The 13,271-nt window shown below is 71.1% G+C and carries 12 protein-coding genes and 2 pseudogenes; 6 read left to right on the top strand and 8 right to left on the bottom strand.

Going from position 1 to position 13,271, the window contains the following annotated elements; translation table 11 throughout:
* Positions 1-583 precede the first annotated feature (583 nt).
* Together JS521_RS09705 and JS521_RS09700 are read left to right on the top strand one after the other, a co-directional pair.
* Complete coding sequence (locus tag JS521_RS09705) at positions 584-826, top strand: DUF397 domain-containing protein (RefSeq protein WP_205082309.1); 243 nt, start codon at positions 584-586, stop codon at positions 824-826.
* A gap of 90 nt (positions 827-916) precedes the next feature.
* Positions 917-1,366, top strand: coding sequence for a hypothetical protein (locus JS521_RS09700; protein ID WP_205082308.1), 450 nt, complete (start codon positions 917-919; stop codon positions 1,364-1,366).
* Positions 1,367-1,491: 125 nt separating this feature from the next.
* Here JS521_RS09700 and JS521_RS09695 read toward each other — a convergent pair.
* Together JS521_RS09695 and JS521_RS09690 are read right to left on the bottom strand one after the other, a co-directional pair.
* A pseudogene (locus tag JS521_RS09695) lies at positions 1,492-1,809 on the bottom strand (DUF2975 domain-containing protein); the annotation flags it as partial.
* A gap of 9 nt (positions 1,810-1,818) precedes the next feature.
* Positions 1,819-3,321, bottom strand: a complete 1,503-nt coding sequence (locus JS521_RS09690) for a HEAT repeat domain-containing protein (RefSeq protein ID WP_205082307.1) — start codon at positions 3,319-3,321, stop codon at positions 1,819-1,821.
* Positions 3,322-3,475: 154 nt separating this feature from the next.
* On the opposite strand from JS521_RS09690, the gene JS521_RS09685 reads away from it, so the two are divergent.
* The 3 genes and pseudogenes from JS521_RS09685 to JS521_RS09670 all read left to right on the top strand — a co-directional run bounded on the left by JS521_RS09685 (position 3,476) and on the right by JS521_RS09670 (position 6,948).
* Complete coding sequence (locus JS521_RS09685; protein ID WP_205082306.1) at positions 3,476-4,465, top strand: endonuclease/exonuclease/phosphatase family protein; 990 nt, start codon at positions 3,476-3,478, stop codon at positions 4,463-4,465.
* 1,326 nt (positions 4,466-5,791) lie between these two features.
* Positions 5,792-6,343, top strand: a pseudogene (locus tag JS521_RS09675) (hypothetical protein).
* Between the two features lie 182 nt (positions 6,344-6,525).
* Positions 6,526-6,948, top strand: a complete 423-nt coding sequence (locus JS521_RS09670; RefSeq protein ID WP_239487023.1) for an Ig-like domain-containing protein — start codon at positions 6,526-6,528, stop codon at positions 6,946-6,948.
* A gap of 140 nt (positions 6,949-7,088) precedes the next feature.
* Here the strand turns inward: JS521_RS09670 and JS521_RS09665 are convergent, their stop codons facing one another.
* From JS521_RS09665 to JS521_RS09645, 5 genes are all read right to left on the bottom strand, one after another.
* Complete coding sequence (locus tag JS521_RS09665) at positions 7,089-7,643, bottom strand: hypothetical protein (protein ID WP_205082304.1); 555 nt, start codon at positions 7,641-7,643, stop codon at positions 7,089-7,091.
* A gap of 89 nt (positions 7,644-7,732) precedes the next feature.
* The gene (locus JS521_RS09660; RefSeq protein WP_205082303.1) at positions 7,733-8,815 is read right to left on the bottom strand and encodes a hypothetical protein; all 1,083 of its coding nucleotides are present in this window, start codon (positions 8,813-8,815) and stop codon (positions 7,733-7,735) included.
* Between the two features lie 81 nt (positions 8,816-8,896).
* Positions 8,897-9,664, bottom strand: a complete 768-nt coding sequence (locus JS521_RS09655) for a sulfite exporter TauE/SafE family protein (protein WP_205082302.1) — start codon at positions 9,662-9,664, stop codon at positions 8,897-8,899.
* Positions 9,665-9,723: 59 nt separating this feature from the next.
* A complete protein-coding gene (locus JS521_RS09650; RefSeq protein ID WP_205082301.1) occupies positions 9,724-10,245 on the bottom strand; it encodes a hypothetical protein in 522 nt (173 codons plus the stop codon).
* A gap of 122 nt (positions 10,246-10,367) precedes the next feature.
* Complete coding sequence (locus tag JS521_RS09645) at positions 10,368-11,222, bottom strand: alpha/beta fold hydrolase (RefSeq protein WP_239487021.1); 855 nt, start codon at positions 11,220-11,222, stop codon at positions 10,368-10,370.
* A 141-nt stretch (positions 11,223-11,363) separates the two neighbouring features.
* Here JS521_RS09645 and JS521_RS09640 point away from each other — a divergent pair, with 141 nt between their 5' ends.
* Positions 11,364-11,672, top strand: coding sequence for a hypothetical protein (locus tag JS521_RS09640; protein ID WP_205082299.1), 309 nt, complete (start codon positions 11,364-11,366; stop codon positions 11,670-11,672).
* Between the two features lie 222 nt (positions 11,673-11,894).
* Here the strand turns inward: JS521_RS09640 and JS521_RS09635 are convergent, their stop codons facing one another.
* A complete protein-coding gene (locus tag JS521_RS09635; RefSeq protein WP_307847823.1) occupies positions 11,895-13,199 on the bottom strand; it encodes a DUF445 domain-containing protein in 1,305 nt (434 codons plus the stop codon).
* Between the last annotated feature and the right edge of the window lie 72 nt (positions 13,200-13,271).

The following is a 13,271-nucleotide window of genomic DNA, read 5'->3' as shown; positions in this document are numbered from 1 at the left end:
CGCCGCCCCGCCCCGGCGACGGGAGGCGCCCCGCTCGGGGCTCCCCGCGGGGGGGGGGGGGGGGCCCCCGGGCCGCGGCCCCCGGGCCGGGGCCGACGGGATGAGCGGGGCCGACCGCGGCTTCCTCCTGGAGGTCACTCACCTCCTCGACAATCCTCCCGCCCCGGAAGCCCTGTCGCACGAGGTCTACTCCCACGTCCGAGCCCTCGCCAGGGTGCTGCGAAAGCTCGTCGCCATGAACAGGGTTGGGAGTGCGGGGCCTGCGGGCTCGGCCCGGCCTCCTCTTCCCGTACGGCCGGTTCCCGGTCGAGGCGCGGGGCGATGAGCGAGCGGGCCCGGCAGATCGCGTACGTCGTCTGCCTTGCCTCCATCGGCTCGTCGATCGTGGCGGCGGTGTGGTCAGGCAGGTAGCCGGGGCGCTCCTCGACTTGCAGCGCTTCTCATCGGCACACACGTTCAGCCCACAGACCCCCGCCCGGCTGTCTCCATGGACGGTCGGCAGCCGGGCGGGTGCAGGAGCACGACGGTGCGGAGACCGCATCTCCGCGACATCCGCAACATCAGCACCAGAAAGGACTTTCCCATGAACGGGAACCTGTACGCCCTGTCGGCCCCCACGGCTGACGCCTTCTCCGACTTCTGCGGGGGCAACGCCGGCGGCCCCCACGAGACCTGCGTGAGCCTTGCCGCGATCCCCGGCTCGAAGGCCTCCTTCGTCATCCGCGACAGCAAGCCCGAGGGCGCGGGCAAGGAGCTGCGCTTCACCGGGAGCGAGCTCGACGACTTCGCCACCGGGTGGGTCAGGAGCCGGGGTCTGACGCTCTAGTCTGGCTCCCTTCCTGAGCACGAAGCACCACGTAAAGGGCCGGACCGGACATGCTCCGGGCCGGCCCGTCTCCCCTAGCGAAGGGCGCAGATGACCTGGTCAGGACACTGGCACGGATACGGTCCGTGGACCGGCAGCAGAGACGCGTACGGCCAGGAGGCCCTACGCCGTCCGGGTGCGGAACCGAACTCCGAGCAGACCCGCGCGTTCGTCGCCTCGACGCTGCCGCCCCTCATGACCGGGCACTGGCTCCTGCGGCGGGACCAGACCGCGGTGGAGCACACCTGGACGCGTGTGGTGGGCGCCGTCACCTGGCTGAAGAGCACGTACGAGGCGAATCCGCCCGCCGAGAGGGAAGACGGCGGGCGCGCTCACATCTCCCTGGAAGACAAGATCGTGTACGCGATGGACGCTCTCCCTCGGGGCGTCGACGTCTGCTGGGTGCACTACACGAAGTCCCAGAGCCTGATCTCCTTCTCGGTGGTCTGCTGCCTCAACCACCACCATCCGGAGCTTCCATGCCCCCGTCCGCCCGCCTGACCCAGGAAATGACCGCGTGCACCTCGCTCCATCCTGCTGGGGTCTGCAACATGAAGCGCGCTGCTATGACGACGACGCCGGAGAGTGTCCCGGCCGGCTGACAGACGATGTGATCCGAAGCCCCGGGGCCGAGTGCCGGCCGTGACCGCGAACCACACGAGAGCGGCCGCGACGATCACGCCGATGATGGCGTCCACGTACCGGAAGGCGGCGTGGGGGAACACGGTGCCACGTCTCACCATCGTCACCAGGCGCCAGACGCAGACCATGGCGACCTGGGCCGTCCCGATGCCCAGGATCGTGATCACGCGCAGCGGGGTCAGCGGGAGCAAACCGTCCTCCGGATCATTCCCACTGATCAGCGCCCACAACATCAACGCCTGTACGAACACGGTGCCGGCGAGCACCACCACGAGCACGGCGCGCAGCGCCCGCACGGTCAGCTTTCCCTTCTACCCCGGCGGCCCTGCGTGCCGCCCGCCCGCCTGGAGAAGTCGGCGAATCGTGTCCGAGGGCAGTGCCGTGTTCGCCGCGGCATGGTGGGCCGACTCCTCGTCGTCGAGGAGTGCTGCCAGCCGGGGCTGCGGAAGATTCGGGTGGCGGGCCGCCGCGGCCCTCACGGCAGGGTCCGGGTCCTGGGTGAGCCGAGCCACGGTTGTCGGCTCGGCTTCGGGGGCGCGGGCGGCCAGGGCCCGGACCTCGGGGTCCTCGTGGTCGGCGAAGACGGCCAGTCCGTCGGTGGGGAAGTTCGGCCGGGTGGTGAGGTGGCTGCGCTCGGGGCCGGTGTACTCGAGGAAGCTGCGCAGCAGAAGTGATGCGGGGGCGTCCGGGTGGTTCTGTGCCAGCAGGACGCGTACGCCGAGGTCGTCGTCCGAGGCCAGGCGTGCGACGAGGTCCGGTGGCAGCAGGTGGTCGCCGGCTGCCCGCCGGCGCAGCAGCGGGTGGCGGGAGAGCGCGTCGCGCCGGATGGCCCCGGGGTCCAGGGGCCTCTCCGGAGCAGGGTGGTAAACGAAGAAATGGTCCATGGGGACCTGGTAGTCGATCCCGGCCCGTTCCTCCTCGCTCAGTGCGGGGTGGAGGGACACGGCCAGTCGGACGTCAGGGTCGGGGTCCGTCATGAGCGTGCGGCGCTCGGCGGGGCCGAGGTCGGTGCGTTGCGCGATCCGGGCCCGTACCTCCGGGTCCGGATCGGCGGCCAGGAGGACCACCGCGTCGGCAGGGAGGGTGGGGTTGACGGCGATCATCGCCTTGTCGTCCTCGCCCACCGGCCGCGCAAGGACGCCCTCCACCACAGCCCGAGTGAGGGGGCAGTGGAGCAGTAGGCCGGTACGGGCGTGGCACGGTCGGTCAGGAAGCGTGCTCTCCACCCACGTCGGGTCCTCGCAGCGGACGTGCCGCTGAGCCGCTTCCCGTACCCCGGCGTCGGGGTCTGCGAGGAGAGCGGCTCGGGTGTCCGCGGACAGCGACGTCCACTCGCCGACTCCCCAGCGCCGAACCTTCGCGACGGGATGGGTGGGCATGGACCGACGCAGCTTGGCGGAGATCTGCTGGTAGAAGGAGCCGCCCAGAAGCTCGTCCTCGTAGGTACTGATCATGTGGACGACCGCCTCGTCGGGCAGCGGCCTGGGCCGGGCCGGGGCGGCTACCCGCGGCCCGGCCAAGTGGGCGCGGACGAACCACTCGGGATCATCCACGAGCCGAGCTCGCTGGGCCGGATCGGCATGGAGGTTGCGGGCGAAGAAGCTGCGGGTACGGGTGTCAGGGTGCTGGATCACGGCGTCGACGACGGCGTCGGGCAGGGTCCGGTCCCGGCAGAGCACCATCCGTGTGGCGAGCGGAGCGTCGGAGAGCAGCCGCAGCAGGACGCTCTCCGGTACGGACGGGTTGAGCGCCAGCCCGGCGAGCCGACGGGTGGGGAGATCGGCGTCCGCCCAGATCTGCTCAGGCGTAGCCATGCCTGGTACCCCCCAAGGTGTCGACCCGCCTCGTGGAGACATGACCCACGACTCTGTCGGCCCTGCACAGCCGCAAGGCCGGCCACCCCGGGCCGTCCGGCAACTGATCCTTCCGTCCGCTCGTCCTACGGGGCAGGTCGAGTGGACGGAAGACATGGTGGAACGGGCAGACAGCGGTTCGGTGGCGGCGGAGACGCCTGTGGTGCCTGGGGTGGGGAAACGGCGGCGGGGGTGGGTGCTCGCCGGGATTGCCGTCGTTCTGAGTGTGGTGCTGGGGTTCCATCGGCTTGTTCCCAACTGGCCCGGACGGATAGGGAGTCTGCTGGAGTCCTTTCTGCCCTGGGGCGGCGTCCTCGTCATCGTGCTGCTGATCGTCGCCCTCGTGCGGCGGTCCGCTGTTGCCCTCGTGGCTCTGCTGCTGCCGGTTGGCGTGTGGGTGGACACCTTCGGCGGGCTGCTCCTGCCCGGCGAGGTGAGCGGCGGCGGGCGGGAGCTTCTCGTCGTGCAGCACAACGTCAGTGACGAGAACCGTGATCCTGCGGGGACCGCCAGGGCGCTGAGTGATGTGGGGGCCGATCTCGTCGCGCTGGAGGAGCTGGTGGATCCGCAGGTGTCGGCGTACGAGAAGGCCCTTGCCGCCGACTATCCGCATCACCTCGTCCGCGGCACCGTCGGGCTCTGGTCCAAGCACCCGCTCAGCGGGGAGCGGGTGGTGGACATCAAGCCTCCGAGCATTGAGGAAGGGTGGAGCCGTGGCCTGCGTGCCGTGGTCCACTCTCCGTATGGAGACGTCGCCGCGTACGTCGCCCATCTGCCGTCCGTCCGGGTGGGGGTGGGCGGGCTCACCTCTCAACGGCGAGACGAGAGCGCCGCGTTGCTGGGGCGGGCTATCGCGGGTGAGAGCGTCGAGCCGGTCGTTCTGCTCGGGGATCTCAACGGGGTCGTGGAGGACAGGGGGTTGAGGCCCCTCACCTCACAGTTGGACGTCGCCGAGAGCGGGTTCGCCTTCAGTTTTCCCGCTGCCTTCCCGCTGGCCCGGATCGACCAGGTCATGGCCCGTTCCGCCACCGTGGGCCGTATCCGCGCCCTTCCCGCCACCGGCAGCGATCATCTGCCCGTCGCTGCCCGCGTCACCCTGGGGTGAGGGCCCGGCCCGTAGCGCGTCCGCCTTTCGTACGGCCGCCACGCGTTGCCGCCAGGTCATGTCCTCGGGGAACTCGTACGTGTCCGTGTCGACCATCCAGCTTGCGTACGCCGTCGCCCTGCGGCAGTCCGCGCACTCCGGCTCGTCGCCCTGCGGGCGGAAGACGTGCTCCTCCCCCGGGCCTGCGCACGCGATCAGCTCCCTGACCGGGGGCGGCGGAGGCGGCGCCGGCAGCGGGGTCGCCGGGATCACTGGGGTCACCGGGCACTTCTGGATCAGGCGGTGGCGCAGGAAGCCGACCGCCGAGCGCACGCCGTTCTCCGGCGGGTCGGCCAGGAGCGCCTGGCGCAGGTCCGCTTCCGGCAGGCCGCCCTCCAGCCACTTCACGGCCTCCACCGCCAGGGCGCGAGCCTCCCGGACGCCCAGCAGCAGATCACGGCGTGAGTGTCGCAGCGACAGCAGCAGGCGTTCGGCCTTGGCCAGTTGGCTCGTGGGGTGCGGTGCCGGGGCGAGGCTTGAGGCCCCCTCGGCCGGGGCACCCGCCGGGTCCGGGGCCGCCTCCACCGGGTCCGGATCCGGGTCCAGGTCCGCGTCCGGAGCCGCCACCGGATCCGGGTCCGCCACCCGCTCCGGGCTCGGGTCCGCCACCCGCCCCCGTCCTCGCCCCCGCTCCGCTTCGGAGGGTGGGTGGGGAGTGGTCTTATCACCGTGGTCTTCCTCGGGTTGATAGCCACCGACCGACCGAGGAGTCGGTTCACCGACCGTCGGATACCGCACACCCGGCGATCCCCCCGCGTCCTGCTCCAGCCTCGTCCAGACCGCCCTCGCCTCCGCGCGCGTCAGCGGTGTGTTCGTGAACAGCTGGTCCGTCGCCCACAGCCCGTCCTCGCGCTGGCCCCGCCACTCATGGACGTAACCGTGCTCCACCAACTGCTTCTTGGCCTGCTGGTACGGTCGGCCCTTCATGTCCAGCTTCTGTGCCAGTTCGCCCAGCGGGCGGCTCGTGGCGGAGTCGGGGAGGCCCTGGACGTACAGGATGAGGATCTTCGCGTTGCTGTTGATCCGCCGGTCGCGCACGACCGTGTGCGAGGCTTTCGTCCAGCCCGAAGAGGGCGCGATAACATGGCGCAGCATTTCTGGTGGCTCCTGACCACTGGAGGTGTAGGCCCTCGGGTGGTGTTGGCGCACCTCCGGGGGCTGCCCTTTGCGCGCGAGCGCGCACTGAGCGTGATGACCTCGTCACCGTATCTCATCGTTCTGACGCATCACCACATCGAAGATCTGTTCGCCGAGCCACCCCCGCGCCGGCGTCCGTAGCATGCCCCCATGCTTGCTCTGGTCGTCACCATCGCCCTGGCCTTCGTCGGGTACGTCGCGGCCTACCTCAACGGGTTGCGGCTCGCCCAGCGCAGCGAGCGGCTCGCGCGGGTGAATTGGTAACTCAGCTACTTCTACGGCCCGTTGTTCGCCATCACCGAGGCCAACAGCCGCGCCTTCGAAGCCTTCGCCCAGCGCAACGTCCGTCCCGACGGGCGCTCCCCCTTCGACCACGAGGATCCGCCCACCGAGGAGGAGCGGGCCGAGTGGCGGCTGTGGGTGACGACCGTCTTCCTGCCGAACATCCGGACCATGCGCGACCTCGTGGTCACCCACGCCGACCTGCTGCGCGAATCGGAGATGCCGCCGATTCTTCTCAAGTTGTGCGCCCACGTGTCCGGTTACGAGATCACAGCCGCCCGGTGGGCGCAGGGGCGGTACGACCAGCACCAGTCCGTCGTGTCGTTCCCGAGTCAGGAACTCGCCGACTACGCGCGGGAGGGATTCACCGCGTTGAAGGCGGCGCAGGGCCGGTTGCTGGGGCGGCGGTCCGCCGGCTGAGGCCCGCCCTCCACGTTCTGTACACGCTCTCATCACAATTCCGCTTCGCTTCCCGTATACCTCTGATGTGCGCCCCGTACGCACTGCGAGCATCGGCTGCTCCACCGCACCTAGTTCGGCCTTGGGGGCACCACATGCAGACGAGGAAGCAGTCACGGCGGCCGATGCGCGGAGCCCTCCGGATGCGCATCTCGATGGGAGCGGGCGCGCTGGCCCTGGCCCTGACGGGGTGCGGGGGCGACGGCGGCGTTGCGGACGGGCAGGGCGGGAAGGGCGCCGTCGAACGGACGCTGGCGCTCATGGACGACCAGCAGAGCGTGGACGCGGGCGACAGCCTGGACATGGACGTCCTCGACAACGACTCCATCACCCTGGAGAGCAACGACCGGGCAGGGCTGCTCGACGCCTACGATCCCGCCGAACTGACCCTGACCATCGACACCGAGCCCGGCCACGGGTCCGCGTCGGTGTCCGGTGCCACGGTGACGTACACCGCCAGGGACGGATACGCCGGCGAGGACGAGCTGACGTACGAAGTCCACGTGAAGGGCACCGACGTTCCCGCCGCCACCGCCGTCGTCCGCATCACCGTCACCGCGCCCTGACCGGGCATCCCGGTTACGGACGGCACCGCGACCGCGACGCGGGGTCGGCCCGTCGGCTGGGAGTGAGCGTCGCCCGCCTCCAGACGCCTCCGGGCGGCCTCCTGGCGCCCGCCCGAGCCGGACGGCCGTGCCGACCGGGCTCATTGCCTTCTCAGCTTGCGGCTTCCGGCTCGGTTCCTCGCGATGTTCCGTATCTTCCTGCTGCTGCCCGACTCGGCGAGCAGGGCGAGTACCGCCGACGGCGTCGCCCCCTCGGCCAGGGTGCGCTGCATCCAGCGCGTGGCCTTCGCCAACTCGGCCGACGTCGGCATGTGCCCCTCCTTGACGGACAGGTAGAACAGCCAGTCGTGCATGCGGCAGCGGACGAACTCGCGATTCCCTTCAGCCTTGAACCGGTCCAGTTCCGGCAGCAGTTCGGCCGTCCACTGCCGGAACGCTTCACGGCCGTCCACCTCCATGGCCACCCGGTCCACGAGTTCGACCACCGCCGACTTGGAGACCACCTCGACGGGATCGCGCAGGATCGTGGCCAGCGTCGCGCGGTCCCGCTCACGGCTCCGTGAAGAAGCGGCTGCCGAGACGATGCGACGGTACGCGGACGACCGGACGTGCTCGTCCGCGACGGCCTCGTCGACGTCCACATCGAGGATGCCGGCCGCGTCGAGCAACTCGGCCACGTCGGAACGCAAAGTCATTGCCTCAATCCTTCGGTGCGAGGTTCGTTCGACGATACGCACGCCGTTCTTGCGGGGCCTGCGGATTCTCGCCCGGGAGGGGACCGTTTCTACTGGAAGCTCAGCCGGTACGGGTGGAGCGGATCGGTCGGGCACGTGTGCACGCGCATCAGGCCGCGTCCGAGGTAGACACCGACCGGGTCGAGCACACGCGGGTCGTTCCCGGCATCACGGTCCTCGAAGGGCAGCCAACTGCGCGAGGCGCCGTCGCACTCCCACTGGTCCACGGTGAGCAGGGGCGGCATCGCTGTCCCGCACACCTGGCAGTCGACCGGAGCGGGGTCCGTCAGATGCCAGGAGGCGAAGCCTCCGACCTTCCAGCCGGGGGCGATCGACAGATCGCTCATGTAGTCGATCTCTTCCGGTTCCTCCGCGCGCGCCGCGGCCGTCGCGGCCTCGTACTCCTCGTACGTCGCGTAGCCCACCGCCGGGGAGGGGCCATGCTCGTAGTCGTCGTCGTCCTCGTCGAGGAGCTCCTCCTCCCATGCGGAGATCTCCTCCTGAAGCCCCTCGTCCAGCAAGCCGAGATACTCGTGCTCCACCACCTGCTCCGGATGCACGACACACGTGGTGGGGACGCACTCCTCACGGCCGGCGACCGGGGATTCGGGCTGTGGCGTGAGGACGGGCCCGACATCGGCCGAGCGTCGCCACTTCAGTACGACGTCGATCGTGCGGTCGGGCCCATGGGCCTCGAACGGGCACCAGAAGACCTGGAGCAGGTCCTGGCCCTCGGGCCCCACCAGATCCGGAACGTCCCGCGTGAACAACTGAGCGACGGCCAGCATCGGCAGGGCGTCGTCGTCGCGGAGGTCCGGGACGTGGTCGGCCGTCTTCATGGCGTCCAGCCGGCGCTGTTCGTCCTCGGTGAAGTCCCTTCCCCGCGCGCCGTCCTGGATCCGGCCGCGCATCCGCACGTCGGAGAGGAGGCGGCCGGTGCCCTTCGGGTGCACGACGGTGCACACCGGCCACGGTTCGTCGGCCGGCCAGAGCAGCGGTCCCGCCACCGAGCTGTCCCCCTCGCCGGGCGCACCGCGCCGGGGGTGCAGCCGGGTGGCCGTGCGCCGGTGGGCTGCCAGGGCGGGGAAGACTTCTTCGATATCGACAGGGCGGGGCGGGGTGGTGCGGGTCATGAAGAACCTTCCACGTGCGTACGGTGGCGCCTGCTATGTGCCCGTCGGGTGGGCTCTCGTCAGGCGAACCGGTCGAGCCCGTCACGCGAACTGGTCGAAGCCCATCTTGGCCACCATTCCCGTGACCACGAGGACCAGCACGATCCTGACGAATCCGGATCCCCTCTTCATCGCCGTACGCGAGCCGATCATCGCTCCCGCGATGTTCCCCACAGCCATCCCCAGGCCGAGGGCCCACAGCACGTTGCCCTGCCAGGCGAAGACCGCCAGCGCCCCGAGGTTGGAGGAGGCGTTGATCACCTTCGCCATGGCCGCGCTCTCCAGGAACTGGGTCGCGAGGAGCGTGGTGAAGGAGATGATCAGAAAGGTTCCGACCCCGGGTCCGAACACTCCGTCGTAGAAGCCGATGCCCACGCCCGCGATGAGAATCGCCGCCGTGCGGCGGCGCGGGGTGACCACCATGTCCCTCTGCTGAACCCCGAAACTCGGCCGGAAGGCCACGAAGAGCGCCACCGAGATCAGCAGGCCCATGATGACCGGCCGGAAATAGCTCGTGGGGACGCTCGACGCCGACAGTGCGCCGAGTGCGCCGAAGGGGACCGCGAGTCCGGCGGCCGGCAGCAGGACCTTCCGGTCCAGTTTCGTGCGGCGCTGGTACATGTACGCGGCGGTCGCCGTGCCCATCACCGCCGCGATCTTGTTCGTGCCCAGGGCCACGGCGGGCGAGTACGTGGGGAAGGCCAGCAGGAGCACGGGTATGAGCAGTACCCCGCCGCCCCCGACCACCGCGTCGACCCAGCCCGCCGCCGTCGCGGCGGCGAGCAGGCCGAGCACCTCGTACAGGTCCACTCTTCCCCGTCCCCGATTCCGGTTACCGCTGCCCGCTGCCCGCTGCCCGCGACAGAGGGTCAGCGGTAGTCGTCCGGGTGGTCCTGCATCCAGGTGTTGATGCCGTCACGCGTGCCGACGATCTCGGAGAAGTGCTTCTCCAGATGCGCCTCGGACCGGTCGTCGCCCAGCTTGTCGAACAGGGCCTTCATGTCGGCCAACGGCTGCTTGAAGTGGCCCGGACCCTTGGCGTCCGCCCGCATCGACTCGTCCAGCTCGACGAGTTCCTCGGTGACCCGGCCGAGGAAGTAGGCGCAGTCGCCCGCGCCCGGCGTGCAGGTCTCGTTCAGCGTCGCCTGGAGCGTCGCGAAGGCGTCGCGGACCAGGGCGGGGCCTGGGGAGGGAATGGCCGTGTCCTCCGCCTCGCCCGCCTCGCCGGCCTCCTGCTCGGCCCGGTCCGCGTTCTCGACGGCGTCCGCGTTCTCGACGTTACGGGCGGCGTCCGCGGCCGCCGGATCCGCCGCCGCGTTCGGGACGCCCGCGCCGGGGCCGCCCCCGCTCGACGCCTGGGTGCAGGACACCAGTGCGGCAGCCACGACCACGGCAAGTGCGCCTGCGCGCAACCCCGTTCGCGCCGGATGGCGACCGTGGGTACGGGCAGCGTTACGGAACGGCATGAGGCCCCCCTCGTGTGAAGGGTCCAGACCCTACCCCAGCCCCCGGATCACTGCTGGAGATCACGCAGGTAATGCGCCATCTCCCCGTACACCGCCTGCGTGTTGTCCAGATGGGCGTCGTGGCCCGCCCCCGGGATCACGGCGATCCGCGTCGCGGGGTGCCGGTCCCGCATCCGCTCCGCCTCCTCCGGCTTCATCGCGCCCCGCTCGCCGCGCAGCACCAGCACCGGGCAGCGCACCCGGTCCCAGGCGTCCCAGTAGTCGCGGTGCGCGTTCTCCTGGACCGTGGCCACCATGACGTCCCGGTCGACGCGGGGATGCAGTCCGCCGGGGCCCGGCGCGAGGCCCGCCGCCCAGGCCCGTCCCGCCGGGCCGCCCCCGAAGAAGGCCCCGGCCGCCTCCGCGTCCGGGAACGGCACCGGCCAGGAGTCGAGCCAGTCTCCTATCTGCCCCGGCAGTCGGGGACTCGGTCCTGCCGGGCCCGCCTCGATCAGGACCAGCGCCCGGCACACCTCCGGATGGGCCGCCGCCGTCAGCAGCGCGGTGAGGCCGCCCATCGACTGGCCGACCAGCACCGTGTCCTTCCCGGCCAGACCGAACCGGCGCGCCACGGCCCGTACATCACGGACGTGGGGCGCCCGCGTCACGTCCCCGGGGCGGCGCGTGCTCCGCCCGCTACCTCGTGCGTCGAAGGCGATCACCCGGTGCGTGGCCGCGAACCGGGCCGCCAGCGCCTCCCACTCGCCGCAGTGGCCGGCCAGCCCGTGCAGCAGGAGCAGGGGCGGGCCGTCGCCGCCGTGGTCGGTGCAGAAGAGGCGTACGGGATCGGGACCGGCCGCGCCTCCGTCGTCCTCGCCCGGGTCCGTCACCGTCACTGTGGTCGTTCCCCTGGCCGCTTCCATCCGGAACCCCCGCCTCCTGCGTACCGCCCTCCGGCCGCGTCGCTCCGAACGCTAGCCTCGGGCCCAGTACCGAACCACAGGAATACCGACGGTCCACAGGACAGCTCACAGGACAGCTCACAGGAAGCGATGGTGGCGGCGATGGCGAAGGTTCCGGCAGCGGCGGTGGCGGCGAGCGGGCTCGTCGGGGGTTACGGCGTCGCCCGGTGGACCGGGAAGCGGCCGCTCGGCGGTGTCGCGCTCGCCGCCGCCGGGTCGCTGGCCGCGTACGAGTGGAACCGGCAGGCCGGGCCGCGTGCCGCCGCCGGGCTGGCCGTCGCCTATGTCGCCGCCTTCGCCGGATCGCACCCGCTCGCCAAGAAGGTCGGCGCCTGGCCCGCCGTGTTCACCGTCGCGGGCGGCGTGGCCGCCGCCTCCTGGGCCGTCACCCGGCGGGCAGCACAGAGCTGAGCACCGTCGCCCACAGCTGAGGCCGCCGGGTGTCCGGGGCCGGCTCCGAAGCCCGGCCGGAAAGAAATTCCGGGCCCGCCTGAACGCCCGCCGCCCCGCGCCCGTACTCCCCGGCAACTCCCCCGCGTAGGCCGGGTGCGTACCCGTACCGGACACGACAGGAACGTACGGGTACGCATCCGGAGCGGCGCCCGAGCACCCAGGGCCCCGCGAGAAACCCCCTCAGCCCCCCAGCGCGTGCGACACCGTGTAGATCGCCAGGCCCGCCAGCGCGCCGACCACCGTGCCGTTGATCCGGATGAACTGCAGGTCGCGGCCGATGTGCGCCTCGATCTTCTTCGAGGTCTGGTCCGCGTCCCAGCCCGCGACCGTCTCGCTGATCAGCGAGGTGATCTCCGCGCGGTACGTCGTCACCACGTACACCGCCGCGTCCTCCAGCCAGCCGTCGAGCTTGCCCTGGAGCCGGGCGTCGCTCGCCAGTTTCGCGCCCAGCGACATCAGCGACGCGCGGGCCCGCAGCCGCAGTTCGCTGCGCTCGTCCTCCGCCGCCGAGAGGATCATCGTGCGGACCGAGGACCAGGCCGAGGCGATGACGTCCTGGACCTCGCTCCGGCCCAGGATCTCCGACTTCAGCCGCTCCACCCGGGCCCGGGTGTCGGCGTCGGTCTGGAGGTCGGCCGCGAAGTCGGTCAGGAACGTGTCGATCGAGCCGCGCGCCGGGTGCTCCGGCATGTCCCGCATCTCCGTGACGAACCGCAGCAGTTCCTTGTAGACCCGCTCCCCCACCCGCTTGTCCACGAACCGCGGAGTCCAGCCGGGGGCCCCGCCCTGCACCGCGTTCATCACCGAGTCGCCGTGCTCCACCAGCCAGTCGTGCGCCCGTACGCAGACGAGGTCGACGACCTTGCGGTGGCCGCCGTCCGTGACGACCTTCTCCAGCATCTTGCCGAGGCCCGGGCCGATCTCCACCGCGTTGGCCCGGCGGGTGATCGCCTCGCCGACGATCGCCTGGACGTCGGAATCCCGAAGGACCGTCAGCGCCCCGCGCAGCGCCGTCGCCAGTTCGGCGGTCACCCGGTCGGCGTGGGCCGGCTCCGCGAGCCAGACACCGACCCTCCGACCGACCCCGAGAGCGTGAATTCGGTCACGAATGACGTCTCCGGAGAGAAAGTTCTCGCCAACGAAGGAACCGAGGGACTGTCCTAGCTGATCCTTCTTGGTGGGGATGATGGCTGTGTGCGGGATGGGCAGGCCGAGCGGGCGCCGGAAGAGCGCCGTCACGGCGAACCAGTCCGCCAACGCGCCCACCATCCCCGCCTCGGCAGCCGCCGCGACGTAGCCCGGCCAGCCCCCCACACCTGAGTTCTTCGCCCAGGTGGCCAGGACGTAGACGAGCGCGACGAGCAGAAGGAGGCCGGTGGCCGTGAGTTTCATGCGCCGTACGCCGCGCTGTTTCTCCTCGTCGGCAGCGGTGTACGCGAACGAGGCCAGCGGGCCCGCACCGGCGCCCGCCCTCGCCGCCGGCACGCCCCACCGGGGCGCGCGCGGCGGGGGGTGGCGCCACGAACCGCCGGTCCTGTTGATGGACGAGCCGTTCGG

Source organism: Streptomyces durocortorensis (assembly GCF_016901035.1).
Lineage (GTDB): Bacteria > Actinomycetota > Actinomycetes > Streptomycetales > Streptomycetaceae > Streptomyces > Streptomyces durocortorensis.
This window is presented reverse-complemented; position numbering and strand designations above follow the sequence as displayed.